The organism is Amniculibacterium sp. G2-70, assembly GCF_014353055.1.
Lineage (GTDB): Bacteria > Bacteroidota > Bacteroidia > Flavobacteriales > Weeksellaceae > Amniculibacterium > Amniculibacterium aquaticum.
Genome location: NZ_CP060698.1, coordinates 48,455 through 74,130, shown reverse-complemented (window position 1 = coordinate 74,130; position 25,676 = coordinate 48,455). Strand labels below are relative to the sequence as shown.

Here is a 25,676-nt window from a genome sequence, read left to right as displayed (position 1 = left end):
TCAGAGAAAAGAAATATAAGTTATTCAATCCGATTTCAACTGCATTAAAAACGCCTTAACAAACTTTATTACACAAAATATTACAATTAACATCATGTGCTAAAGAAAGCTGTTTGTATAAAAAAAGAAGCCGACCTTATCGAGGTCACTGAAAAACCATCTTCATTTTGAATAAGATTTAATTTCAGACAAGAATTAAGAGCTTATTACACGACTTTAAAATCGGTAATAAGCTCTTTACATTTTTTGGAGTTCTAAATTTAATGGGTTTTGTAAAGCTTGTTTTGATTTAATTGGAGCTGAGTTTTAAAGATGATGATTTTGTTCTCTTTTTCTTAGATTAATTTCAGGATCCTCTTCAAATTGACTGCGAAAATAGCCAATGCTCCCTGCATTTGCATGTTTTCTATTCCATAAGAAGTGGCTCTTTTGTAACCATGAACATTTTTAAGTTCACTGTTTTTGGCTTCAATTTTATACCGGTGTTTCGACTTTTCTTTGTAATAATCACTTTCCTGAAAAGCCATCTGTTCTTGGTGTAATTCTGATTTTATAGAAACCGAGTAGGTTTTAGATTTTGCTCCGTCTTTGTAACAACCTTCTCTTAATGGGCAAACTTTACATTTTTCAACATCAAAATAATATACATCAGCTTGATTTTTGCCGACATTCTTTCTGTTCTGATGGGCTTTTCTGATGGCTAAATGCCCGGCAGGACAAACAAATCTGTCAGCATCCTTATTGTAATCAAACTGGTCTTTTTCTTTCCTACATCCTTGTGTAATGGATGGATTTAACTTTGCAACAATTTTTATATCCTGTTCGCTGGCAATTTTCAGATTTTCTTTTCCACTATAAGCCGAATCGCCAATGATGGTTTCCACTTCCATTCCGTTGTCTTGGCTCATTTGCAGTAATTTTGGCAATTCAGGCCCGTCTCCTTTTTCTCCCGAAGTTACCACTGCTGCGGTGATAATCCGCTCTTCACTCATCGCCAAATGTGTTTTGTAACCGAAAAAGGAACTGTCTGCGGATTTATGTCCGATTTTGGCATCCGTGTCTTTTGAGAAAGTTAGCTGTTCATCGGTGTCTTCGGCTGTTTCCCTCAAAAGATTTAATTTCTCTTTCACTGCCGGAATCTCACTTATTGATGGCTCATCTTCTATGCATTTTTCAAGTTCTCTACAATAAGCCAATTCTTTGTTCAGATCGTTTTCAGTATTCTTGACCGGCATTTTTGATTTGAAGTTTTCATCAAATTGATAAACCGTTTTACGAACTAATCTCGAACGCTCTCTCAGTACTTCTATGCTTGAAAATGGATTCGATCTAGATAAAGTATGTGTAGCGTCCACAATAATGGATCTGGATTTAATAATGCCTTTATCGATCGCTATCGTTACCGTTTTACCAATTAGAAGGTTCAACAAATCGGTATCTTTCAAGCGTAATTTCCTGAATTTTGTAAGTGAACTGGGGTTTATCACATCATCTTCGGGAGCCATATCTAAAAAATATTTGAAAGACATATCATAGCGGGAACGCTCTACCACATCTACATCAGAAACCGAGTAAATGCTTTTCAACAAAAGGTATTTGAACATCTTCACCGGACTTTCCGCATTGCGACCATTGTTCAAACAATACTTATTCAACAGTTCATCGTAGATGAAGGAAAAATCTATCAAATCATTAATTTTTCGAAGAAGATTTTCTTTCGGAACGATTAAATCATACAAATCGGAATAAGAACTAAACTGAATCTTTTGCTGTTGGACTAACATTCTTTATCTTTAAAAGACCTTATCAAGGTACAAAAAAAGGAGCTAAAATCCTAAGATTTCAACTCCTTCTTTTTCATATTTCCTGAAAATTCACTTTTTCAGTGATCTCCTCAAAAGAGAGCGGTTTTTTATTTTGTGGGACTATTCCAATATTATTTTACCACTTTTACCACTCTAACTTTCCATTCGTCCGGGCCTTGTTCTAGATACTCCCAACGGAAAGGTTCTTTACTTTCCGCCTCCATTTGGTAGTACAAAGGTTTTGGATCGTGGTCGTTGATAAAAACAAAAGCCTCACCGGGTTTTATATCTGCAAAAGCCTGATAAAACATTTCATGCCTTTCTGTTGGTGGATACGGACGGATGTCGAATTCGTTTACCACAGCAAAACCATCATCGCCCAAACCGCTTTTCTCAATTTTTTCCAAATGCACAACAACTTCATCCGGAACTTGTTTTTTATAGGTCCAAGTAAATTGACCTGCAAATTTATTTTCGAAAATGGATTTTATTTCTTCAGGATCAATTTTCGCAATAATTTCCATAACGGTATTGGCTTCCATCATTCCGTAACGGTGAAAAACGATGTGTTTCCATTCTTTAGGATCCACATTTCTAAGATCCATCAAGGTTGCAATATTGGACATATCTCTTGCCTTGGACTCTTCGGTACGGGTCACTTTTACTTTCCAATCTCTACCTCCTTTGTTAAGATAGATCCAATCGACTACATCTCCGTATATCGATTTGAATTCATAATACAACGGAATTGGATCGTGATCGTTGATAAAGGTAAAACTATCTGCTACCGGCAATTCATTGAACAATCTGACCAACAATTCGTGTCTTTGGATGGGAACCAAAACGCGTACATCCAACTCGCCATTTTCATTTTTTTCTAAGTGTATTTGTTCTGACATAATACTTAATAAGATTTAAAGATTATAATATCTGATTTTTAAAAACTAAGTTTTCAATAATCGGATACAAAGATACGAATTATACTTTATTTAGATTGAATAAAAATAAATTGATAAAATCCACTTAATGATATTCGTCAGAGAAAGAACAAAAAGTTCTGAAAATCAAATATTTTCAGAAATAATGGTTACCTTTAAGAGTAGAAATAACTCATAAAAATATACGATCATGCACAGTAATGTTATCATCAAACAAAAAGTTAATGCTCCTGTTGATAAGGTATGGGATGCAATTACAGTTAAAGATCAATTGAAAGAATGGTATCACAACATACCGGATTTTTCTGCACAAGTTCATACATCTTTTAGCTTTCATTCGGATTTTGGCTCAGAAAAACAACATCATCACGGAGAGATTCTTGAAGTAATCCCGGAGCAAAAACTAAAGTACAGTTGGTCCTATCCCGACATCAGCAAAGAGAGAACCATTCTGAAATGGGAATTGGAAAAAGATGGCGATCATACCTTGGTTACGCTTACCCACAAAGGTTTGGAAAATCTAGAGCATTTGGGTAACGATTTCAGCTACGAAAAATTTGAAAAAAAATGGACTCAAGTTGTATCCCATCAACTCAAAAGTTTTGTTGAACAATAAAACTTCATGTAAAATTAAAGTGAAAGCCTTCTTTTCAGGAGGCTTTTTTGTGGTTTGTTTTTCAGAATCGGTTTAAATTTTTTTGGCCTTTATAGATGGATTTTTTTTTCAAATTGAATAAAAATCGAGCTAAAACAAAAGTAATAATAGAAAATACGCTGAAAGAAACACAAAAAGGTGGATAAAAACTACAAGTATGATTAATAATAAATAGTTCGATAGAAATTAATCAGGCTCTGAATACCGAAAATAGCGGAATAATATTTGTTTGTATGCATTCTTAATTCAATGAAATTAATTATTTTTGAAAACTAATCGGAAAAAAATGAAGAAAAGACTGATCCTACCGTTTGTAGGAATGTTACTGCTAAGTTCTTGTAATAAAGATGAAAAAATACTAAGTACACTTAGTGAATACAATATGGATATGCAGACCAAAGGCTATCATTTTGGGGATAAAATTTCGTTGCCAAAAGAGGTTACCGAAAATGCAGAATCCATTGCCATAAGCTTTGGCGATAAGGAAGTTGAAAATCTTACGATAGACCCTCAATTCTTCACTTTGGGAGACAATGCCGTAAGCTTTGTCATCAAAACAAAAAATGGAGAAACCCTATCGCAAGATGCCACCATAAATGTTTTTGCTAAAAATCCTGAAGCAAACATCAATTATACCCTTGTCAAAGAATATCCTCACAATCCGGCCAATTTTGTACAAGGTTTTCAGTTGGACGGAAACACCATCTACGAAAGCGATGGACAAAACGGAACTTCTCAGATCTTGAAATACGAATTGGGCAGTACTACACCCATTGCACACACACCGCAAAGTCAGGAAATTTTTTCCGAAGGCGCAGCCTTGGTGGGTGACAAAGTGTATCAGCTGACTTGGCAAAATAAAAAAGGTTTTATCTACAACAAATCCGATCTTAAATTGGAAAGCGAATTTGCCTATCCAAACATGATTGGCGAAGGCTGGGGCTTAACTTTTGACGGAAAAGATCTTTTGCTTTCAGACGGAACCAAAAACATTTATTTCTTAAATCCCAAAGATCCCAGCAAGGTTATTAAAACCATTTCTGTGGCCGGTAGCAACCAAGTCTATGATCAGCTAAACGAATTGGAGTACCACAACGGATATTTATACAGCAATGTTTGGCAAAAACCCATCATCTTAAAAATTAATCCTAAAACCGGTGAAGTGGTAGGCAAAATAGACCTAACGGAAATTGCCAAAAAAAATCAAAAAGGAAATGACGATGTCCTGAACGGCATTGCCTTCAAAGGAAATAACATGTTGGTAACGGGTAAAAATTGGTCAACGATTTATGAAATCGAACTGAAATAAAATTTTAAACGGGCATTAATAATATTTTGTACTTTTACAAAGCGTTCATTCTTATTTGAACGCTTTTTTTATTTTGCAAAAACAACGACCATGAGAATCTTAATCTTTATTTTTTTATGCTTTCATACGATTGCAACTGCCCAGAAACCTTGGCTTCCAGATCTGGCAACCGACCAACAAATAGACGATGCGCTAGTTGACGATTACAGCAACATCTACCTCTACAATAAAAAGAATTTTTCTTGGACAAAATACGACTCGATTGGGAAAGAAATGGGACGCATCATGATGACACAACCTTACCAAATACAGGATGTTGACAACCCGTTGAGCATCCCGCTTTTTTCACAAAATGCACAATCCATAAAATTTGTTGATGCCCATTTTACAGAAATACAAAAAATAGATTTAGGACAAACATTCGGTTTTATTGTTTCCGCTTATGTCGAAGATTTGCAACAAGCTTGGCTCTTAGACGAAAGCAATAACCGACTGGTGCAATACCTTTTTCGTGAGGACAAAACCATTAACTCCTACCCCATCAATTTGTCTTTTATAGAAATCAAAAATATTTTGGTTTATGATCAAAAGCTGTATGTTTTGAGAGAACAGTCTTTTGAAATTTATGATTTTAAGGGTAAAAAACTTTTACAAACCCCGATAAAACAAGGTAGAAAATTACGACGAGAAAACAATAAAATTATCATTATTTGTAAAAATGAAATTTTTGAAAGTGAAAATTTATCCAAACCAAAATCTATTTTTTGGAATGAAAAATCAGATCTTTTGGCAAAAAATAATCAAGGAATTTTTGTAATTCAAAAAAACAAAATTTATCTTTACCCTCTTAATTAAATCTTAACCCAATCACTATGCACATTGCTGTAACCGGGAATATTGGAGCCGGAAAAACCACACTTACCACCATGCTATCCAAACATTACGGTTGGGACGCTCAGTTTGAAGATGTCGATCACAACCCGTATTTGGAAGATTTTTATGCCGACATGAGTCAGTGGAGTTTTGCACTTCAAATATACTTCCTGGGAAGCCGTTTTCGACAGGTAAAAGAGATCCGTGAAAGTGGTAAAAATATTATTCAGGACAGGACCATCTACGAAGATGCCCATATTTTTGCAGAAAACCTCTTCGACATGGATTTGCTTTCAGAGAGGGATTTCAACAATTATTCATCGGTTTTCAACCTTATGAAATCCTTTGTTTCGGCTCCGGATTTGTTGATTTACCTAAAGTCTGATGTACCCAATTTGGTAAAAAAAATCTACAAAAGAGGCAGGGAATACGAAGCCTCCATTTCTATAGAGTACCTATCCAAGTTGAACCAAAAATACGAAAAATGGATCAGCAATTATACAGAAGGTAAGCTTTTGGTTATTGAGGTAGATGATCTGGATTTTGTAGAAAAACCCGAAGATTTCGGTTATATTTTGGAAAGAATTGAAGCAGAATTGAACGGCTTATTTTAAAATAAAACACCTAAAAACATATTTTATGAACTTTTTATTAGCACTTCCAGGAGGCTTCTCAGCATTCCACATTGCTTTTCTTTTCATCTATCTATTACCAATTTTGGGCATCATTTATTGGATGGTGAAGATGCTTAAAAATTCTAATGAAAACAAAAAATTACAACAAGAGATTTTATCCGAACTAAAAAAAAGAGAAAAGAATGATAAAGATCCTTCATAATGTATCGTGTTCCAAATCCAGAGCAGCGGTTCAGCATTTGGAAGACACCGAGACAACCTGCAACATAAGAAATTTTATTGAAGATCCTCTGAATGTTGATGAATTAAAAGATCTCCTGAAAAAACTAGATCTCCCCGTGCACGACATTATCAGAGATAATGAAGTTTTGTACCAAACCGAATTTGCAGATAAAAATTTGAATGCAGATGAACTTATAGAAATGCTTGCAAAACACCCTTCACTTCTACAAAGACCCATCATTATAAAAGGCGACAAAGCCATTATAGGAAGACCGGCAAGTCGAATAGACGAATTTTTGAAAGGATAAAAAAGTAAAAGGTTGCTCTACCAAAGCAACCTTTTTATTATACAAATTTTTCCAAAAAAGTAATTTCATTTTTTTTATTTCTAAAATTTGTTTTCCTTTTTAAGTCCGCAAAATACGATTTGTCATAATTTTTTATCATCCAATCCAACAATTGTATTTCATACTCGTTATAATCTTCAAAAACATCTAGCAATCTTTTTTTCAGTTTTATGATTAATTTATCATGATTAAAATTGTACAAAACTAACAGATGAGGCAGTATGGATACGGCCGGGATAAAGACATCTACCGAAGCCAACATGGTTGCATAATCGTTCTTATCCAACAGTATTTTGAATAACAAATCGGCTTCGTTTTGTTTTTTAAATATTTTATAATTTAGATGTTTTAATAGGGTTTTCTCAAGATTATTTAATACATTTTTATCCTTCAAATTATTTTTAATAAAATCATAATCTTCAAAATTTCTAAAACCTCGTTCTAATTTTAGCAATTTATAGAGAGCCATTTGATATTTATCCTCCGGAATTTTTGCTAAAATACCATCAATTATTTGATAATAAGGCTCATTGTATTCTTCATAATAATTATTTTGGATAATTGCATGGCAATACAGGAGCGATTCATAAGGATCAATTTTGGACAATTCGTTCAAAAGAATAATGTTATATTCATTTTCAAATTTCAAGGGTTTGAAAAAATCTTTAACTTCCTCAAAACGATTGGTATCTGCTACTATTTTTAATAAAATCGAATTAAAATCAACCGAAAAAGCAGTATTATTTTTAATCCATTTTTTTATGTATCCAATACAATGTTCTGCGATAATGTTTTTTTGTTCGTCATTTGCATATACATAGGTGGAAACAACAAAATCACGATTGAAAAAATAGAGGTTTTTAGCATTAATGAATGTATCCCAATACTCTACAGCAATTTTTTTCCATATTTCAATATTTTGGATTTGGTTGAATTGTATGACAATTTTATCTATAAATTCTTTTAAAAATTTCTTGTACCTTGTGCTCGAATCATAGAGTTGGTTGCTATAAAAAATGAGTTTGTATGCTGTTGCATTAAAAAATTCGTAGGGTAATATTGTATGTACATTTTGCTTTAAAAATTCGATAACGGGCTCAAAAGATTTATTTAATAGATCCGTTATTTTCTTATTTTCAGCTGCCGAGGCAGATTTTCTTTTCCCAATTACGGATTGTATGGTGCTTACCAAGATTTTTTCGACATCAGCAACAGTAAATTCTTTCTTCTGAGTATCAAATTCCAAAGTAAAAGCAAGTTGTGCTTCTTTATTTTTTTCTAAATAATTTAGCAACCAAGCCCTAATTTCATTCTCCGGCAAGGTATTCAACAGTATTTCGGTACTGCTTAATACTTTGGTTTTCGTCTTTCGTTTTTTGGGAGTTGTAGATTTTAATGCGGACACATTTTTTAGCAACGCAATTTCATGCAAGCAAAATCCGTTATTTCCACAATCGCAATTGTTATCCACCAAATCCCCATTATTATCAATCTCTATTACAATATCGAAAGATACATCTCCTTCATCTGCAAAGGCTATAAATCGATTGTTTTTTTCTTCTTCTACCTCTCTAAGTATTACTTTATCAGCCGATTTTAATTTTGCGGAACTGATGTTCTTTTCTAAATTATGAATATTCACAATAGTTTTTTTTCAAATATATAAAAAAAGTTACCCCTTTCGGAGTAACTTTAGTGATTTTAATAAAGAAATCTTGATTAAGGAGTTACCTCAAAAGATTGATCTGCATTTATGTTGGCTTTTCTAACATTCAGCACTTTTCCTGTAGAATCCATCACGAAAGCTACGAAAGAAACATTGGCAGCATTAGATACATTTGCAGGCATTGCTTGTGTGAAAGTTTTGGTCCAAGTGGTTCCGCTGGTTGTTGCACCAGACATTGCATCCCCCAAAATATTGGTAAACGACGCTCTTAGCACATTGTCATGGTCGAAACCAGTAATGGTAGAGGCACCACCATAATATGAAGTGTAATTAGTTTGGTTGTATACCAAATCGTTTTCCAATAAATAAACCACCAATTTCAGGTTGGACATATCAGCAGCAAATTTTACCTTGACATCCAAGCTGATATTACCGTTATTAACCGTTGGTTTCATCGCTATTCCTAGGTTTGCATCAGTTCCTGTAAGGTTTTTCACTTGGTTTACATAGCTAGGCTCTGGAGAATTCCAGTTTGTAGTTCTATTCAACATTGCTGTTGGATAACCGGTCAAACCAATTTGAGATTCCAAAACAGAAGCAGCAGAAAAGTTGTACGGATCACTTCCACCTCTGTGGATAGCAACAGCTACCGACTTAGTAGTAACTCCTTGAACTTGCTCAATTGCATAAGAAACTCTTGGACAATAACCACACCAAGTTCCGGTATAGTCTTCAATCAAAACATTTTTTGTAAACTTACCCGTAGTAGTCCCTCCTGCCGGTGGAGTTGGGGTTGGCGTTGGTGCTGGAGTTGGATCTTCACTACTGCCACCACATGACATTAGTACTGCTGCTGTTAAAGCTAGCGTTGGAATAATTTTTTTAAACATAGTACACTTTTATTAAAGATTAGATGCAAAATAAAAAATATTTTTTTAGATTTGCAAAGGAAAATTTAAAAAAAATAAAAAATAAGTAAAATTCTAGTATAAATGAGAAAAATATTATTAGCTGCATCACTTTTTGTAGGGATGTCTATTTTCGGTCAAAAAAAAGTACCGAATGTTTCGTTAAAAAACTTTGAAGGAGTTACCGTTTCTAGTACTGAAAACTTTCAAGAAAAAGACAAAATCTATGTCTTTTCTTTTTGGGCTACTTGGTGTGCGCCTTGTTTACAAGAATTGGATACGGTAAACGATCTATACGATACTTGGAAATCTAAAAAAAATATGGAATTTGTTGCAGTAACCATTGATGATGCCAGAACCATAAAAAGAGTAAAACCTATGGTAAGTGGTAAAGGCTGGACTTTCCCGGTATTGTACGATGGTAACCAAGAATTTAAAAGAAAATTGGGCATTGTTAATGTTCCTTATCTAATGGTGGTAAAGAATGGTGAGGTGTTACTAACACAAAGTGGGCACACTCCTGGTGGTGAAGAGGAATTGTTCAACAAAATCGAAAAACTCTAGGTGAAAAAATTAGTTATACTCGCTTCTGTATTGGTTACAGCAGCATTTCAAGCTCAAGAGAATGATTCTATTCAAAACAAATTTAACATTTCCGGAAATTTCGAAAGCAACGGTCAGTGGTATACCAACGATGTCAAAAGACAGATAAAACACGATCCTATCCCTTTAAGATCCAACAATTATCTTTCTCTAAATGCCACTTACGGTAAGTTTTCTGCAGGAATACAAGCTGAAGCTTATGTCAATGAAGCCCTGCTCAATTACAATCCTAAATACACCAAAACCAATGTAGCCACCTATTATGCGAATTATAAGGATGATCAGTGGGACATTACTGCTGGTTATTTTTATGAACAATTTGGTAGCGGACTGGCTTTAAGATCTTGGGAAGACCGATCTTTAGGAATTAACAATGCACTTCGTGGTGGTCGTATTAAATATACACCAACCGAAAACCTAGCGTTCACCGCTTTATACGGAAAACAAAGAACCGGTTTTGATGTTGCCAATAGCGATATTTATGGCTTCAATGCGGAGTTAGGATTGTCTAAATTGTTATTTCCACATTCCGAGTGGAACCTTAACTACGGCGGATCTGTCGTGAACAGAAGTGAAAACATCCCACAAGGCGTTTCCGGTTTCAACAAAAATACTTTTGTAATTTCTAACAGAATTGGTGTCGAGAAAAATAGTTTTTATGCCAATTTTGAACACGATTATAAATCACCTGATGCGGTTATCAATGCCGGGAAAATCAATTACGACTGGGTGAAAAATGGCTCTGCCTATTTACTAAATTTGGGTTATGCCGAAAGAGGTTTTGGGGTGGATGCGACCATTAGAAGAATTGAAAACATGCTTTTTCTTTCCGAAAGAAAGCCTGAAGTTTATTCGCCTGAAAACTCCAGCTTGAATTACAACGACAAAATCATGAATTATGTCCCTTCATTAACCAAACAACATCATTCCAGTCTTGCCAATATTTATGTGTACCAAACGCAAAATATGATCGCCATGCAGTTTGATGAAAAAATTCAAAAGTTTGGTGAAATAGGTGGACAGATTGATATGTTCTACGAATTCAAAAAAGGAACTGAACTGGGTGGAAAATACGGAACAAAAATTGCTGCCAACTTTGCAACTCTTTACAATCTGGCAGCCAATTATTCCTATTTTAATGCCAATGGAGACTATTCACCAAGTTTTACATCAAAATTTTTAGGTGCTGATCAAAATTATTTTAGAGAATTTTCAGTTGAAATTTCAAAAAAATTAAGCCCAACAATTAGAGGTAACATCTCCGTAATCAACCAACATTACAACGACCAATATGTAAGAGGAATTTTCCAAAAGTCGATTGTTAATGCCACCACTCTATTCTCTGAAGCTACTTTTTCTTTTGCTAACTCAAGATCCATTACGGCTTCCTTAGAGCACATGTGGGCCAATGCCGACAGAAAAAATTGGCTCGGAGGATCATTGGAATATGTACACAACAACAACTGGTCGCTTTTCGTATCGGACATGTACAATTACGGTTTTGATCCTAACGAACATCTGATCAATCCTACCGATCTTTTCAAAATCCATTTTTACAATGTGGGAGCAACTTATAGACAAGGAAGTACCCGTATAAGTTTGAACTACGGAAGACAAAGAGGAGGTTTGGTTTGTGCCGGTGGTGTTTGCCGATATGTACCACCTAGTACAGGTTTGGGACTACAGATCAATACTACTTTCTAATTTTTTCTTGACCAAATCTATCTTTATATTTTCCAATGGGTCCTACCTTAGGCTCATTGGATTTTTTTATTCTTCAATACTTATTCTATATTTGCAATTTAAAAATCAATTATGGGCATAGCCGATTTATTATTCAAAAGAAAACAAGAAGCTGCAGCTAAAAATTTAGCCGATGGTGAAAAATTTAGAGCTGAAAACGCAGAGAATCCCAATGTAACAACTCTTGAAAGTGGTTTACAATATGAAATTTTAGTGGATGCTGAAGGGGACAAACCCAAAGCAACGGATACGGTAAAATGCCACTATCACGGTACAACCATCAAAGGTGAGGTATTTGATTCTTCAGTAAAAAGAGGGCAACCGGCATCATTTCCCCTCAATCGTGTCATAAGCGGTTGGACCGAAGGATTGCAACTGATGTCTGTGGGGAGCAAATGGAAATTTACCATTCCACCGCATTTGGCTTACGGAGACCAACAAATTTCTAAAGAAATTGGTCCAAATTCCACATTAATTTTTGAAGTAGAATTGTTAGGAATTAACGAATAAAAGTAACAAAAAACCACTCAAATCGAGTGGTTTTTTACTTATTATGACAAAGGTATGTTAGCTTATCAATACTTTTCCTGTCATCACGGGAGGTATTTCTACATCCATTGCTTTTAGGATGCTAGGAGCCACATCTCCTAATTTTCCGGGAGTTAGTGTCCACGATTTATTTTTATCCATCACAATCAGCGGTACCAAATTGGTCGAATGCTGTGTGTTGGGGCTTCCATCGGGGTTGATCATCACATCGGAATTTCCATGATCGGCCAGTATAAAAACGGTGTAACCGTGTTCATAAGCGGTATTGGCAACTTTCCCAATACATTCATCCACCACTTCTGCGGCTTTTACCGCTGCTGAAAAGACACCTGTATGTCCCACCATGTCGGTGTTGGCAAAATTTAAACAAATAAAATCCGAAGTTTCATTCTTCAATTCAACCAAGATTTTTTCTGTAATATCGTATGCGGACATTTCGGGTTTTAGATCGTAGGTTGCAACATCTTTAGGGCTGGGACAAAGGATTCTTTTTTCCCCTGAAAACACCTCTTCTCGACCACCAGAAAAGAAAAAAGTAACATGAGGATATTTTTCTGTTTCTGCAGTTCGAATCTGTGTTTTACCATTTTTCTCCAGTACTTCGCCCAAGGTTTCGGTTAGGATTTCTTCATCAAAAACCACTTGCACATCTTTGTAAGTGTCGTCGTATTTTGTAAGCGTAACATAATACAACGGCAAATGCTTCATGCTATAATCTTCAAAATCCTTTTGTGAAAGGACTTCCGTAATCTCACGACCTCTATCCGTACGGAAATTGAAACAAATGACAACATCTTCTTTTTCAATTTTTGCAACCGGAAGGCTGTTGTCTTTTAGGCAAATGATGGGTTTCAGAAATTCATCACTTATCCCATCGTCATAGGATTTTTGAATGGATTCTAAAACATCTCTGGTCGAAGTCCCGACACCATTTACCATTGCATCGTAAGCCAATTTCACCCTTTCCCATCGCTTATCTCGATCCATGGCGTAATATCTGCCGATAACAGAAGCCAGTTTTCCGGTGCTTTGTTTCATGTGGTTTAAAAGTTCTTCGATAAATCCTTTTCCAGAATGCGGATCGCAGTCTCTACCGTCTGTAAATGCGTGAACAAAAACCTGATCGTCCAGTCCAAATTCTTTTGCTGCAGACAAAAGCCCTTTCAGGTGGTTGATGTGAGAATGTACTCCACCATTGGAAACCAATCCTATGAAATGAACTTTTTTGTGATTGCTTTTGGCATAGTCGAAGGCTTCTACAATGGCTCTTTCTTTACCAATGGTTTTATTTTCTACCGCCATATTTAGTTTTACCAAATTTTGGTACACCACTCTACCGGCTCCCAGATTCATGTGTCCCACTTCGGAGTTTCCCATTTGTCCTTCGGGAAGTCCAACGGCCAAACCGCTGGCTTCTAATGTGGTATGCGGAAAGTTTTTGAGAAAACCATCCATATTGGGGGTTTTGGCTTGTGCTAAAGCAGAAACTTCAGGATTGCTCCCAATACCCCAACCATCGAGTATGGCTAATATTGCTTTTTTTGACATTTTATATTTGATTATGAGTTTTTCTAAATTTTTCCTTCAATTTCTTTACACAATAAAATCTTATTGTAAACAGAATTCACAAAATGATTTTTAATTGTTTCTTTGAGTGCTTTTGATAAAAAAGTAGGCACCGCATTTCCGATTTGCAAATTTTTATCTGTTCTGGATCCATAAAAAATATAATCATCCGGGAAGCATTGCAACCTTGCACCTTCTCTTGTCGTTAAAGGTCTTGGTGCGATTGGATGAATGCATCTTGATGAAGATGGTGTGCTTAAATTTCTTGTAATGGTTGTGCTTGGTCTTTTCCACCAAAGTCGGCAATATGTATTGGCAAAACCACTTTTGGGTCTTAAATCTTCGGGTAAATCTTTTGGAGAACCACCATCAGGAAGTTTTTCCATCAATTCTATCATTTTTGGATTGTTGACAGGCGCATTATGATCCATTAATTTTTCTGGTGCGTTTCTCCTCATTAATTTTTGAAAATCATTCATCGGAATGGTTTTATATTCACAAGATTCTTCACCACTTTTTATAAAAGGCAAATCACCAATTGCATCTTCTAGAGTTAAATACGGTAGCAATTCTTGAAATAAAGTAGGTTCTCCATCCAAGTTATTAAAATGTGTTGGTTCAGGGAAATAAAAGTCAGAATTTAATAAAGTTCCAATGATGATAATCCGTTCTCTTATTTGAGGAGCTCCATAATCGGCAGCGTTTAAAACCCTATATTTTACCTTATACCCTAAAGATTCGAAAAGGGAGATTATGGTTGAGAGTAATTCTCCTTTTTGCATGGATAAAAGTCCCTTAACATTTTCAAAAAGGAAAAATTTTGGTTTTATTTCAGTTAATACTCGATAATATTCCTGAAATAATTGCCCCCTCGGATCATCAATAATTCTTTTTCCAACCGTTGAATATGCCTGACAAGGTGGTCCCCCAACAACGATATCTATTTCTCCTTCGTCAATTCCAAAATCACTCTTTAAATCTTTAAGACCAAATTCTTTAATATCCTTATTATAAACTTTTACAAAGGGGTGATTTAGCTCATACGCTCTTGCCATGTTGGGCAAAATTTCATTGGCTGCAACAATTTCAAAATCATTATCATGTGCAAATCCATAACTTAATCCTCCAACTCCTGCAAATAAATCTATAATTTTAATTTTGTTTTTCATTATAAAAATTTTAATAAAACGAAAGTTCTGTTAGCATAGGTGGTTTTTCCGTAAGTTTCCAAATAAAATAATTTTGATCTATATTGAAAACAGTTTGTCCTTCCATTTGCTGTCTCGTAATCCAATTAACATTGTTGTCTTCTATCTCATCAATTTTTACAAAAGCAACTTGTCCATTGAATAAATCAAAATGGATTACAAAAGTAGAAATATTATTTTCAAATTTACTTCTTTTTGCCTCTTGTACTTTATGCTGTTTTATGTCATTTATACCTTGGAAACCTGACTGAACTTCAATTCTAATTACTTCTTTTGTTTTTAAACAAATCTCTAAATCAGCTTTTGGTGTTCTTTTAAAAGTTTCTATACTTTCTAAATCATCATCTCCAATGGTTTTAATTTTTGATATATCAATATCAAAAATTTTAGAAATTGCTTTAAAAAAATAAGTTGAAATAACAAATCCTCGCATCCAAGAAAAATAAACTTCTTCCGGTCTTCTTCCTTGATTGTTTAATCGTGTTATTATGTTGTTATTTTTTAGTTTTTGAAAAACTAAATCTATATTGTTCAATGTAAAATCATCAATTTCATCTAGTTTAAGTTCTTCAATTACTAAATCGTTAATTTTTTTAATAATTTCAGATAATCTACTGTTTAGTAACTGGATATAATTATAATCAACTGTAGGTGAAATATCTTTGGCTCCAAAAAAAGCTTTTACTCCACCCTGGTTTGTAAATCCTAACTTTTCTCTATATTCTTTAAAATATTTTGCATCTATTGTACTCATAATTTTCAATTAAAAAATTGTTTCGAAAATTCTTTACACTTCTTTATCTCCTTTAAAAACCTTTAGATTGATAAATCGAATGAGGACTAATCCAATGGCGAAAAAAACGGACATGGAAAGTGCTGAAAACCTCATGTTATGGTACTTCTCAATCATGGTAGCAAAGATGAATGTCCCAAGGATAATTGCTAATTTTTCCAACACATCATAGAAACTAAAATAAGTGGTATTGTCCATGGAATCTTCCGGTAGCAATTTGGAGTAGGTCGATCTGGATATGGCTTGCAAACCGCCCATCACCAAACCTATAATTCCAGCTATTCCGTAGAATTGGTATTCGACATTTGGGTTTTCTTTGTTCAGATAATAAGCTGAAAGGCATGCAACAATCCAAAGAGCAATGGCGATTGAAATCACATTTTTATTTCCAATTTTCTTAGAAAGTTTAGAGAAAATAATCGCTCCAATTATGGCTTCTATTTGTATGATTAATAAAGTTAAAATTAATTTATCCTGAGCCATATTTATTTCACTTTTTCCAAACAAAGTGGCCATCAGGAAAATGGTTTGCATCCCAACTGAGTAAAAAAAGAAACTGGAGAGAAAAAATTTTAGATTTCTATCTTTAAACAAAACATTTCCCACCTTGAAAAGTTCTTTAAAACTCTGCTTGGCAATATCCACATAAAATGAAACATTGTCTTTGGCCACCTCGAACCATCCGCCTTGATTTTCGTGTTTTTTGAAGATGTTTTTATAATTTAACAAAACCAAATCTTTTGGGAGTTTGTCTTTAATATTCCCAAATTGGGGTAAATGCTTAAAGGTGTATTGAGAAAATCCAAACCACCAAGCTCCGGTGATTAGGAAGCTCAATCGGGTGTAGATAAGTGCTTGTTCATCCGTTTTAGCTAAAAATTTTATCAGAACCAAACAGATCACAACCAAAATAACAGAACCAATATAGCCGTAGACATAGCCTTTTGCCGAAAGTGCATCTTGCTGGTCTCGAGTGGCAATATCCGGAAGAAATGAATTGTAAAAAACCAAAGAACCCCAAAATCCTACAGATGCTGTAATGCTGAACAATATCCCTAGAAAAACATTTTCCATATTGGTAAACATGGCGAGTCCCATGCACGATGTTGCCCCTAAATATGCAAAAAATTGGAGAAAAGATTTTTTATTACCAATGGTGTCTGCCAAAGAGGATAAAAATGGAGATAACAAGACCACAATGAGAAAAGAAATGGTGAGTGAATATCCGTAAACGGCATCGGGTTGATAGGCTTTTCCAAAAATAGTAATCAGATTTCTGACCGGGACATCTATCCATTTTCCGGTGGCTGCAACAAATTCCTTCTTCTCGTGAGAAGTAGTGATGATGGAAAAATAAATTGGAAAAATGGTAGAGGTAATTACCAATGAATAAACGGAATTGGCCCAATCGTAAAAAGCCCAAGCTTTCATGATTTTCGGATTGTTTTTGATGGTATTTCCCTTTGATTGATCTTTGTCCGACATAGATTTAGTTTGTATTAAGTAACAAAAATAAAAAAACCATCAAGAAAAATGATAATAAAATCATCAATTCTTGATGGTTAAAGATATGAATTAAAATGAGAAGGATTAGTTCACATTTTCTATAACGATAGCACTTGCACCGCCACCACCGTTACAGATTGCAGCAGCACCGTATTTACCATTATTTTGCTTTAGTACATTGATTAGGGTAACAATAATTCTTGATCCTGAAGATCCTAGAGGATGTCCTAGAGATACCGCACCACCGTTTACATTGACTTTTGCAGCATCCAATCCTAAGATTTTATTGTTGGCAAGACCAACCACAGAAAACGCCTCGTTGAACTCGAAGAAATCGATATCAGAAACCTCCAAGCCTGCTTTTTTAAGCGCTATTGGAAGTGCTTTTGCAGGTGCCGTAGTAAACCATTCCGGCTCTTGAGAAGCATCGGCATACGATACAATTTTAGCCAATGGTTTCAGTCCCAATTCTTCCATTTTTTCTTTGGACATCAATACCAAAGCCGAAGCTCCGTCATTCAAAGTAGATGCATTAGCAGCGGTAACTGTTCCGTTCTCTCTTTGGAATACGGTTGGCAAAGTACCAATTCTTTCGAAATTAACCGATTTGTACTCTTCATCTTCAGCAAAAATTACAGGCTCACCTTTTCTTTGTGGAATTTCTACAGATACGATTTCATCGGCAAATTTCCCTTCGCTCCATGCTTTTGCAGATCTTTTATACGATTCTACAGCAAAGTTGTCTTGATCTTCTCTAGAAAGTTGATATTCTGCAGCACATTTTTCAGCACAAACTCCCATGTGTACTTTATTATAAACATCTGTAAGTCCGTCCAATACCATTCCGTCTTGCATTTTAACATCGCCCAATTTGGTAGCATTTCTAGCCGCAAAATAATGAGGTACTTGGCTCATGTTTTCCATACCACCGGCAACGATAACCTCTCTATCTCCAGCTTTTATGGCTTGAGATGCCATCATAACCGCTTTCATACCCGAAGCACAAACTTTATTCACTGTTGTTGCAGGAGTCTCAATAGATAGACCAGCACCAATAGCAACTTGTCTTGCAGGAGCCTGACCTTCACCGGCTTGCAAAACATTTCCCATATAGATTTCTTCTACCACATTGGGGTTGATGTTTGCTTTTTCAAGAGCGCCTTTTACAGCAGTTGCTCCCAACTTGGTTGCAGGTACAGTAGATAGGCTTCCTCCGAAACTTCCCATTGGTGTTCTGGCAGCTGCCACGATAAATACTTCTTTCATAATTTTATTCTATTATTATTGATTCTTTTTAAAAAAGTTGTGCCAATTTACAAATTTTATAATTGATAGTAAAATCAAATTAACATATTGATTAATACTACATTACATACAATTTAAATAATACGACACTTTCAGAAATTGAAGACGAAATCTACAATATCATCGTTAGTTGTATTCGTTTTCTTTGCACATCCACTTCCACTACTTTTACCTCTACCGTTTGGTGGAGTTTAACCACTTCTGAAACATCGGAAACAAAGCCGTCTTTGAGCTGAGAAATGTGAACCAGTCCGCTTTCTTTTATTCCCAAATCGACAAAGCAACCGAAAGCTGTAATGTTGTTAACGATCCCCGGCAGAACCATGCCGATTTGTAAATCGTCCATTTTTTTTATTCTGGCATCAAATTCGAAAATTTTAGCCGATTTTCTGGGATCCAATCCTGGTTTTTCCAGCTCTTTCAAGATGTCTTTTATCCCGAGAATTCCAATTTCGTCGTTTATAAAATCTTCAGGTTTTAGCAAAGCTATTTTCTCTTTGTTGGCGATGAGTTCTTCGGTTTTTAGGGATAGGGATTTCGCCATTTTATCCACCAATTTATAGGCTTCGGGATGAACAGCCGAGTCGTCCAAAGGATTTTGGGATTGTTTAACCCGAATAAAAGCAGCGGCTTGCTGAAATGCTTTTTCGCCCAATCTCGGTACTTTTTTAAGGTCGTTTCTGCTTTTGAAAGCACCGTTTTCCGAGCGATAATTAACGATGTTTTCTGCCATTTTCTCCCCAATTCCGGACACAAAAGCAAGCAAGGATTTGCTGGCCGTATTCAGGTTGACGCCTACGGAATTCACCGTTCTAATCACTGTATTTTCCAGTTCCAATTTTAATTTTGCTGGATTAACATCGTGTTGATACTGTCCAACACCGATGGATTGCGGGTCGATCTTTACCAGCTCTGCCAAAGGATCCGAAAGTCGTCTACCAATGGAAACAGCACCTCTCACGGTGACATCATAATTTGGAAATTCGTCCCTAGCAATTTTACTTGCCGAATAAACCGAAGCGCCGGCTTCTGAAACCACAAAAACTTGCAGATCTCTATCGAATCCTATTTTTTTTATAAAATGTTCGGTTTCCCGACTTGCGGTACCGTTTCCGATGGAAATGGCTTGAATTTTAAACGACTGTACCAATGATTTTATTTTTTTCATTGCCATTGTCGTTTCGTTTTGTGGAGCATGAGGATAGATGGTTTCGTTGTGCAGAATGTCTCCTTTTTCATCCAAACAAACCACCTTGCAACCGGTTCTGAATCCAGGATCTATTGCCAAAATTCTTTTTTCGCCCAAAGGCGAAGCCATAAGAAGTTGTTGCAAATTTTCCGCAAAAATAGCGATGGCTTTGTCGTCTGCTTTGTCTTTGGCTTCTTGCAAAATTTCATTGGAAATGGCAGGCTCTAAAAGTCTTTTGTAAGAATCGGAAATGGCCATTTCTATTTGTTTGGCAGATTCGGTATTGGATTTTATGATGAATTTTTCCATCATGTCCAATACTTCATCTTTATCCACCTGAACGGATGATTTTATAAAACCCTCATTTTCAGCTCTTAAAATTGCCAACAACCGGTGCGATGGTATTCGGTTCAGTGCTTCTTCCCATTCAAAATATTGCTTGTATTTTTGTGCCGTTTCTTCGTCTTTTTTAGCTTTCACCACCTTGGTTGTAATGGTTGCTTTTCTTTGAAAAATTTTTCTTGCATTTCTACGGATTCCAATATTCTCGTTAATCCATTCTGCCATAATATCCCGTGCACCTTGCAGCGCAGCATCTTCATCCAAATCAGCGGTTACAAATTTTCTTACCAGAGAAGCAATGGATTGATTTCCTTGGCTCATGATCATTTTTGCCAAAGGTTCTAATCCTTTTTCTCTGGCAGCATCGGCTTTGGTTTTCTTTCTTTTTTTATACGGCAAATACAGGTCTTCCAAAGCCTGAATATCAAAAGAAGCATCGATTTTTTGTTGCAAATCTGCGGTCAAAAAGCCTTGCTCGTCAATGGATTTCAGAATGCTTTGTTTTCTCTTATCAATTTCTAGATATTGCTTGGATAATTTTGAAATCTCTTCAATGGCAACTTCATCCAAATTACCGGTTTTATCCTTTCGATAACGGGCGATAAAAGGAATGGTGCAATCTTCTGACAACAATTGTAAAGTTGCGCTGATGCTTGATATTGAAATTTGACTATGTCCTTGAATATACGATTCTAAATTCATGAAAATTAGATAAAAATGGGGTTATTGGCTTAAAAAATGTTGGTAATACAAACAACTTCCTGATAGTTTTTTTGAGGTTTCTGTATCTTGATATTCATTCTTCAAAATGGTAAAATACGATCTGTATTTTTGATTTTTTATGGTTGACATTCTATTGAAATATTCTTTTTGCTTCTGATCATAATTGGGATCGTCATACGAAATTTCGACTTGATTGCTCGTATCGTATTGATAAAATTTTCCTTGCTCGGCACTTGCCATTTGGAACAAAATTCTGGCTTTTTGTTCTTTATCCTTGCATTTGTCCAATGCTTTTTGGTAGTATCCAAGTGCCAGATTAAAATCGTCCCTTTCTGAAAAGACATTGCTCGAATAATTTTTAAAATAAATGGTATAGTTGAACGGTTTTTCTGCAAAACGATACTTTCCACCATCGCCGTTGTTGATGTCCATCACAAAAACATCCCTAAAATAACCCAATGCCGATGTGTTGTACAAAATATTTCCTATGAGTTGGTTGGCATTTGCTGCTGTACGACCCTCGCCTTCTCCCAATTTTTGAAGTTGGATTAAAGTATTGGCAATTTCCAATTTATTCATGAAGGGTTTTATCGTTGGAAAATCAGCAACAAAAGTTTCTGCTTTCAGGGTTTGATTGGCCGGACTGGAAAAACTTTCCCAGACATTGTGCCCAAATATTAATCCTGAAACATTGCTGAAGCCATTGTAACTACCCTTCGAATCGATTTTTTCATATTCTCCAGTATCAAAATTATACTTTTCTCTGTAGGTTGGATATGCGGCGAATGAATGCGCATTTTCATAGTAGGATTTGGCTTTAGCAAATTGACCTTCCTTCATGGCATAATCTCCATAAACAACAGAAAAATAGGCATCGACATCACCAACATTTTCCATATTTTTTAGGATAATATTTTTCTCAAAATCATTTTTATCGGTTTTTTTGTAGAAGGTTTCCAGCTTTTGTGCCAATAGCAAATCCGGATTGTATCGGAAATCTTGAAGGGTATTGTTCATCAAAAACGATTTGGCCAAATCGCCTTGCAGGAAGTAGCGATTGGCAAAAATGTCCCTTAAAAAATCCAAGGTTGTTGGATAGACGGCACCATACAATTCAGCTTCTGGACCGGATCCGTTTTCGTGCAAGAAGTTGTCTTTATTTTCAAAAAAAGATTGATATTTTTTATAAAATTTTTTTTCAAAATTTTTGTCAATTGTAGGCTGAGAAACAACATCATTAAGCATTTTCATTTTGCTAATTTCTGTTGCATACATTTCGTTTTTGGTTTTTATACCTTCCAGAATTTCATTGGATTTGTCATAATTTCGGTTTAGAAATTCCAAATAGGCCAAAGAGATTTTCCAAAACTCGGACTGTGGATTTTTAGCACTGGTTTTTTCTACAAATTTCATCAACTCAGGAAGGTTATTGTTATCTTTTTCTTCTTCTTGGTTCTGAAAATTATTTTTTTCAAAAAAAGGAATTCTATGGGCATCGTTCACCCAGTGTTCTTCGCTTTTTTTTGTTGAATTTCCTGTGAAAATAGCCTTTATAAAGTTCCAAATTTTTTGGAAAAAGCTTATTTTTCTATCCTCAATTTTATTTTCTGTTGGGACTTTTCCTTGATCGTTTTTAGCATTTTGCTCGTAATAAATGGGGAGGTAAGACCTTTCCAATTCATTGATACCTCTAGCTGCCAATACCTGTAACAATTCGGATTGTGGGTTGATTTTGTAAAGTTCTTCCATCATGGGAAGAGGTTTGTTAAAATCTTGGTACCCTAAAATGAAAGTCAAATATTCCTTTTCTTTTTGAGTTTTACAGCGAGAATCCAGATTGACTAAATCCAAATTGTGCGTTATTTTCATTGATGTAAAAGCAGAAGGCTTTAACGAGTTAGAATGAACAAAAACTTGGAAAAAATTCCAATTGGCGTCTTCCGTTTTTCCCAAACCATTCTGTGCTCCGGCCAATTGGTTCAGAGCATAATAATAAGGTGCCGTTTTTAAATTCAACGGTTCTACCCAATTTTTAAAAGTCGTTATTGCTTCTTCATAATTTCTGGTGTAATGATTGAACCTCACCAATTGATAACCGTATCTCAGCTTAATATTCGGGTCTTTTGTTTGGTCATACAAAGATTTCAGTGTAGAAATGGTTTTTTGATAATTGAGCTTTGTAGCATCTTTATCATCCGTTACTTCCCTAAAATAAAAAGAATCTGGACTTTCTACATAAGAAATTTTCATATACGGTTCCAGATTTTTGGCCTCGATAAGATAGTCGATTCCTTCTTTGTATTTGTTATAAAATCCTACACCGTATTTATTTTGAAGACTGCTCTTTAGCAATCCGTTTTTCAAGTCATGAAGCTCATTAACAGGTACTTTATAGACCAAATCGTGTACCTCTTGATAGGACAATTTTTCCCCAAAGTACTTTTGCCATTCCAAAATATTGTCTTGTTGAAAAGTATTGTTTTTCTGAAGATAATACGCATTGGAATACGATAATAGAAACGGGTTGAGCGACTGATCTTTTATTATACTTTGGGTAAATAAATTGAAATATTCATAATCCGGATCGTACCAAGAACATGCTTTGGAGTTTTGAAGGCTTAAAACCACTAAAGAAATGCTTAAAAAGATTTTTTTCATAATATTTTGAAGTGTTTTTGTACAAATTTAGAATTAAGTTGGTAATAAATTAGGTTAAAATTTTCAATTTTAGAATCTAAAAAATCAATAACTTCTAACAATTGATCATCCGAAATTTCTTCAATTTTTATTCTGAACCCTTTGTTGAGGTAAAAACCAAAATAAAACCCGTCTTTTTCCACCAAAACTTCATTTTCTTTTATTTTTTTTAAACCGGCAACTTTCAAATCATTACCATTCAATCCATTTATTAATTTATGTTTTCCCAAATGATTGGTCACAATGCCCCAAGAGTAAATGGGAAGCGCAACATCCATATTTCGGATGGGATAATTTTGTACATTACTAAGGTATTTTTTCAAAATTTCTACATCCAAAATCGAATTTTTATCAGAATTTTCTAAAGGTGATGAAGTAGAATAACACATGAGATAGACCTTAGAAACTGGAGGTACACCCATTTTTTCCTTATACCTTACCTGATGCAACCTTAGCGTCGAGGTTATTTCTTTTTTTGAAACTTTTTCCAATTCCTTCAGAAAATAAAAATAATCGTCCTTGGTACCTGCCGTCCAATCGCAATCGATCTGGATTTCCGGACTTTTTTCAAACTGAAAATCTTTGGTTTTCTTCTCAATTAACTGATGTATTTGTTTTGCCAAAAATTGAAGTTCATCTTTTTTTATGTTAATGAAGGTACGGTTGGTAATAAAAATGACCGGAACAATCTTTTTAGTACTCTGAAACGATGATTCTTTAATCGCAACTGCAACAGGTTGAAATTTTCCGTCCCGCTTATCTACATCAAAAAAACGAGTGTACAAAAATGGAGTAACCGCATTGCTAAGCGCTTCTTTCTCCTGATGATCTAGGCTGAGCGTGGTTTTCCAATAATAAAAGGTATGTTGTTTTTGTTCTTGCTTTTTCTTGCAAGAAAATAGAAAAACAAGCAATAAAAATGAAAAAAAATAGTTCATGGGAAAGAAAAATTACAAATAAACAACCCTAATGGATATACTAAAAAGCATACCAAAAATGTTAAAGAAATGTTAAATTTATAAGTATTTAAAATTTTCTTTCGACCACATAATCCAACATAAGCACGAGGGATTTTTTGGCTTCAGAATCCGGGAAATCGGACAAAAGTTGCTTTGCTTTTTGTTGAAAATCCTTCATCACGGAGATGGCATAATCCAAACCTCCGGAGTTTTTTACAAATTCTATCAACTCTTTTACTCGCTTGGGATTGTTGTTGTACCTTTTTATGGTTTCAAAATAGTATTTGTAATCTTGTGGGCTTGCATTTTTCAGGGTATAAATCAAAGGAAGTGTCATTTTTTGTTCTTTGATGTCTATCCCAACGGGTTTTCCGATTATATTTTTAGATAGATAATCGAACAAATCGTCTTTGATCTGAAAAGCCATTCCCGTGTAGGTCCCAAAATCTTGCATCTTTTTCGCCAAATCTTTATCGGCACCGTTGGACAGAACTCCAATCTCGCAACATGCCGCAATAAGTGTTGCTGTTTTCTGACGAATGATTTCGTAATAAACTTCTTCTGTAATATCCAGTTTTCTGGCTTTTTCTAATTGTAAAAGCTCGCCTTCACTCATCTCACGAATGGTTCTTGCAATCACAGAAAGCAGGTCATAATCTTGGTTGTCTGTAGAAAGAAGTACGGATTTGGACAAAAGATAATCGCCCACCAATACGGCAATTTTATTTTTCCAAAGAGCATTGATGGAGAAAAAACTTCGTCGTTTAAAGCTTTCATCCACCACATCGTCATGTACCAAAGTTGCGGTATGGATCAACTCAATCATAGAAGCACCTCGATAGGTTTTCTCGTTGACCGTACCCACCAATTGTGCGGTAAGAAATACAAACATCGGTCGCATTTGTTTTCCTTTTGTGGTGACGATAAAACGGGTAACTTTATCCAGTAAGGGTACATTGCTTTGCATGGATTGATAAAACTTTTCTTCAAAAAGTTTCATTTCATTTGCAATTGGGCGTTTAATTTCTTCTACGATTTTGGACACTTAGAGTATATTATGAACTAATATTTAGCCTATTATTCGGACAAATATAAGATTAATCTATTAATAATTCTACTCCAAAAATTAGATTTC

The 25,676-nt window shown here is 35.1% G+C and carries 22 protein-coding genes; 9 read left to right on the top strand and 13 right to left on the bottom strand.

The annotated features are described in order from the left end of the window. Positions 1-335: 335 nt before the first annotated feature. Together H9Q20_RS00350 and H9Q20_RS00345 are read right to left on the bottom strand one after the other, a co-directional pair. Complete coding sequence (locus tag H9Q20_RS00350) at positions 336-1,784, bottom strand: IS1182 family transposase (RefSeq protein ID WP_187477341.1); 1,449 nt, start codon at positions 1,782-1,784, stop codon at positions 336-338. A gap of 152 nt (positions 1,785-1,936) precedes the next feature. Continuing rightward, positions 1,937-2,704 carry a DUF2249 domain-containing protein gene (locus H9Q20_RS00345; RefSeq protein WP_187478030.1) on the bottom strand — a complete coding sequence of 256 codons (768 nt, stop codon included), beginning with the start codon at positions 2,702-2,704 and terminating at the stop codon, positions 1,937-1,939. 229 nt (positions 2,705-2,933) lie between these two features. Here H9Q20_RS00345 and H9Q20_RS00340 point away from each other — a divergent pair, with 229 nt between their 5' ends. From H9Q20_RS00340 to H9Q20_RS00315, 6 genes are all read left to right on the top strand, one after another. Beyond that, a complete protein-coding gene (locus tag H9Q20_RS00340) occupies positions 2,934-3,359 on the top strand; it encodes an SRPBCC family protein (protein WP_124643369.1) in 426 nt (141 codons plus the stop codon). Between the two features lie 325 nt (positions 3,360-3,684). Then, positions 3,685-4,707 (top strand): glutaminyl-peptide cyclotransferase, encoded by a 1,023-nt coding sequence (locus tag H9Q20_RS00335; RefSeq protein WP_124642930.1) that lies wholly within the window; start codon positions 3,685-3,687, stop codon positions 4,705-4,707. A 90-nt stretch (positions 4,708-4,797) separates the two neighbouring features. Next, positions 4,798-5,562, top strand: coding sequence for a hypothetical protein (locus H9Q20_RS00330; protein WP_187478029.1), 765 nt, complete (start codon positions 4,798-4,800; stop codon positions 5,560-5,562). 17 nt (positions 5,563-5,579) lie between these two features. Next, positions 5,580-6,194: a deoxynucleoside kinase gene (locus H9Q20_RS00325; RefSeq protein WP_124642934.1), complete on the top strand. Its 615-nt coding sequence runs from the start codon at positions 5,580-5,582 to the stop codon at positions 6,192-6,194. A 25-nt stretch (positions 6,195-6,219) separates the two neighbouring features. Continuing rightward, positions 6,220-6,417: a hypothetical protein gene (locus H9Q20_RS00320; protein WP_124642936.1), complete on the top strand. Its 198-nt coding sequence runs from the start codon at positions 6,220-6,222 to the stop codon at positions 6,415-6,417. After that, positions 6,398-6,745, top strand: a complete 348-nt coding sequence (locus H9Q20_RS00315) for an ArsC/Spx/MgsR family protein (RefSeq protein ID WP_124642938.1) — start codon at positions 6,398-6,400, stop codon at positions 6,743-6,745. The genes H9Q20_RS00320 and H9Q20_RS00315 overlap by 20 nt, the downstream gene beginning before the upstream one ends. A 37-nt stretch (positions 6,746-6,782) precedes the next feature. On the opposite strand, the gene H9Q20_RS00310 is transcribed toward H9Q20_RS00315, so the two are convergent. Both H9Q20_RS00310 and H9Q20_RS00305 read right to left on the bottom strand, forming a co-directional pair. Further along, entirely contained in the window at positions 6,783-8,426 is a 1,644-nt protein-coding gene (locus H9Q20_RS00310; RefSeq protein ID WP_187478028.1) for a hypothetical protein, read from the bottom strand. Between the two features lie 77 nt (positions 8,427-8,503). Next, positions 8,504-9,340 carry an Omp28-related outer membrane protein gene (locus tag H9Q20_RS00305; RefSeq protein ID WP_187478027.1) on the bottom strand — a complete coding sequence of 279 codons (837 nt, stop codon included), beginning with the start codon at positions 9,338-9,340 and terminating at the stop codon, positions 8,504-8,506. A 102-nt stretch (positions 9,341-9,442) separates the two neighbouring features. Between H9Q20_RS00305 and H9Q20_RS00300 the strand changes: the two genes are divergently transcribed. From H9Q20_RS00300 to H9Q20_RS00290, 3 genes are all read left to right on the top strand, one after another. After that, complete coding sequence (locus H9Q20_RS00300; RefSeq protein WP_124642944.1) at positions 9,443-9,922, top strand: TlpA family protein disulfide reductase; 480 nt, start codon at positions 9,443-9,445, stop codon at positions 9,920-9,922. Further along, the gene (locus H9Q20_RS00295; RefSeq protein ID WP_187478026.1) at positions 9,923-11,665 is read left to right on the top strand and encodes a DUF6029 family protein; all 1,743 of its coding nucleotides are present in this window, start codon (positions 9,923-9,925) and stop codon (positions 11,663-11,665) included. A gap of 111 nt (positions 11,666-11,776) precedes the next feature. After that, positions 11,777-12,214, top strand: coding sequence for an FKBP-type peptidyl-prolyl cis-trans isomerase (locus H9Q20_RS00290; protein ID WP_187478025.1), 438 nt, complete (start codon positions 11,777-11,779; stop codon positions 12,212-12,214). Between the two features lie 57 nt (positions 12,215-12,271). Here the strand turns inward: H9Q20_RS00290 and gpmI are convergent, their stop codons facing one another. From gpmI to H9Q20_RS00245, 9 genes are all read right to left on the bottom strand, one after another. Then, positions 12,272-13,801: a 2,3-bisphosphoglycerate-independent phosphoglycerate mutase gene (gpmI, locus tag H9Q20_RS00285; protein ID WP_187478024.1), complete on the bottom strand. Its 1,530-nt coding sequence runs from the start codon at positions 13,799-13,801 to the stop codon at positions 12,272-12,274. Between the two features lie 23 nt (positions 13,802-13,824). After that, the gene (locus H9Q20_RS00280) at positions 13,825-14,988 is read right to left on the bottom strand and encodes a DNA cytosine methyltransferase (RefSeq protein ID WP_187478023.1); all 1,164 of its coding nucleotides are present in this window, start codon (positions 14,986-14,988) and stop codon (positions 13,825-13,827) included. 10 nt (positions 14,989-14,998) lie between these two features. Then, entirely contained in the window at positions 14,999-15,781 is a 783-nt protein-coding gene (locus tag H9Q20_RS00275) for a restriction endonuclease (RefSeq protein WP_187478022.1), read from the bottom strand. Positions 15,782-15,814: 33 nt separating this feature from the next. Beyond that, complete coding sequence (locus tag H9Q20_RS00270) at positions 15,815-17,305, bottom strand: MFS transporter (RefSeq protein ID WP_187478021.1); 1,491 nt, start codon at positions 17,303-17,305, stop codon at positions 15,815-15,817. A gap of 105 nt (positions 17,306-17,410) precedes the next feature. Continuing rightward, positions 17,411-18,592 (bottom strand): acetyl-CoA C-acyltransferase, encoded by a 1,182-nt coding sequence (locus H9Q20_RS00265; protein WP_124642958.1) that lies wholly within the window; start codon positions 18,590-18,592, stop codon positions 17,411-17,413. 151 nt (positions 18,593-18,743) lie between these two features. After that, positions 18,744-20,864: a Tex family protein gene (locus H9Q20_RS00260; RefSeq protein ID WP_187478020.1), complete on the bottom strand. Its 2,121-nt coding sequence runs from the start codon at positions 20,862-20,864 to the stop codon at positions 18,744-18,746. A 21-nt stretch (positions 20,865-20,885) separates the two neighbouring features. Further along, entirely contained in the window at positions 20,886-23,543 is a 2,658-nt protein-coding gene (locus tag H9Q20_RS00255; protein ID WP_187478019.1) for a hypothetical protein, read from the bottom strand. Next, positions 23,540-24,520, bottom strand: coding sequence for a hypothetical protein (locus H9Q20_RS00250; protein ID WP_124642964.1), 981 nt, complete (start codon positions 24,518-24,520; stop codon positions 23,540-23,542). The genes H9Q20_RS00255 and H9Q20_RS00250 overlap by 4 nt, the downstream gene beginning before the upstream one ends. An 88-nt stretch (positions 24,521-24,608) precedes the next feature. Beyond that, positions 24,609-25,586 carry a polyprenyl synthetase family protein gene (locus tag H9Q20_RS00245; protein ID WP_124642966.1) on the bottom strand — a complete coding sequence of 326 codons (978 nt, stop codon included), beginning with the start codon at positions 25,584-25,586 and terminating at the stop codon, positions 24,609-24,611. Between the last annotated feature and the right edge of the window lie 90 nt (positions 25,587-25,676).

Excerpts from the sequence above, each read along its gene's own strand:
- H9Q20_RS00340 (WP_124643369.1), top strand. The coding sequence starts at position 2,934 with ATGCACAGTAATGTTATCATCAAACAAAAAGTTAATGCTCCTGTTGAT.
- H9Q20_RS00270 (WP_187478021.1), bottom strand. The coding sequence starts at position 17,305 with ATGTCGGACAAAGATCAATCAAAGGGAAATACCATCAAAAACAATCCG.
- H9Q20_RS00280 (WP_187478023.1), bottom strand. The coding sequence starts at position 14,988 with ATGAAAAACAAAATTAAAATTATAGATTTATTTGCAGGAGTTGGAGGA.
- H9Q20_RS00315 (WP_124642938.1), top strand. The coding sequence starts at position 6,398 with ATGATAAAGATCCTTCATAATGTATCGTGTTCCAAATCCAGAGCAGCG.
- H9Q20_RS00305 (WP_187478027.1), bottom strand. The coding sequence starts at position 9,340 with ATGTTTAAAAAAATTATTCCAACGCTAGCTTTAACAGCAGCAGTACTA.
- H9Q20_RS00330 (WP_187478029.1), top strand. The coding sequence starts at position 4,798 with ATGAGAATCTTAATCTTTATTTTTTTATGCTTTCATACGATTGCAACT.
- H9Q20_RS00260 (WP_187478020.1), bottom strand. The coding sequence starts at position 20,864 with ATGAATTTAGAATCGTATATTCAAGGACATAGTCAAATTTCAATATCA.
- H9Q20_RS00250 (WP_124642964.1), bottom strand. The coding sequence starts at position 24,520 with ATGAACTATTTTTTTTCATTTTTATTGCTTGTTTTTCTATTTTCTTGC.
- H9Q20_RS00335 (WP_124642930.1), top strand. The coding sequence starts at position 3,685 with ATGAAGAAAAGACTGATCCTACCGTTTGTAGGAATGTTACTGCTAAGT.
- H9Q20_RS00345 (WP_187478030.1), bottom strand. The coding sequence starts at position 2,704 with ATGTCAGAACAAATACACTTAGAAAAAAATGAAAATGGCGAGTTGGAT.
- H9Q20_RS00300 (WP_124642944.1), top strand. The coding sequence starts at position 9,443 with ATGAGAAAAATATTATTAGCTGCATCACTTTTTGTAGGGATGTCTATT.
- H9Q20_RS00325 (WP_124642934.1), top strand. The coding sequence starts at position 5,580 with ATGCACATTGCTGTAACCGGGAATATTGGAGCCGGAAAAACCACACTT.
- H9Q20_RS00265 (WP_124642958.1), bottom strand. The coding sequence starts at position 18,592 with ATGAAAGAAGTATTTATCGTGGCAGCTGCCAGAACACCAATGGGAAGT.
- H9Q20_RS00350 (WP_187477341.1), bottom strand. The coding sequence starts at position 1,784 with ATGTTAGTCCAACAGCAAAAGATTCAGTTTAGTTCTTATTCCGATTTG.
- H9Q20_RS00290 (WP_187478025.1), top strand. The coding sequence starts at position 11,777 with ATGGGCATAGCCGATTTATTATTCAAAAGAAAACAAGAAGCTGCAGCT.
- H9Q20_RS00320 (WP_124642936.1), top strand. The coding sequence starts at position 6,220 with ATGAACTTTTTATTAGCACTTCCAGGAGGCTTCTCAGCATTCCACATT.
- H9Q20_RS00275 (WP_187478022.1), bottom strand. The coding sequence starts at position 15,781 with ATGAGTACAATAGATGCAAAATATTTTAAAGAATATAGAGAAAAGTTA.
- H9Q20_RS00255 (WP_187478019.1), bottom strand. The coding sequence starts at position 23,543 with ATGAAAAAAATCTTTTTAAGCATTTCTTTAGTGGTTTTAAGCCTTCAA.
- gpmI (WP_187478024.1), bottom strand. The coding sequence starts at position 13,801 with ATGTCAAAAAAAGCAATATTAGCCATACTCGATGGTTGGGGTATTGGG.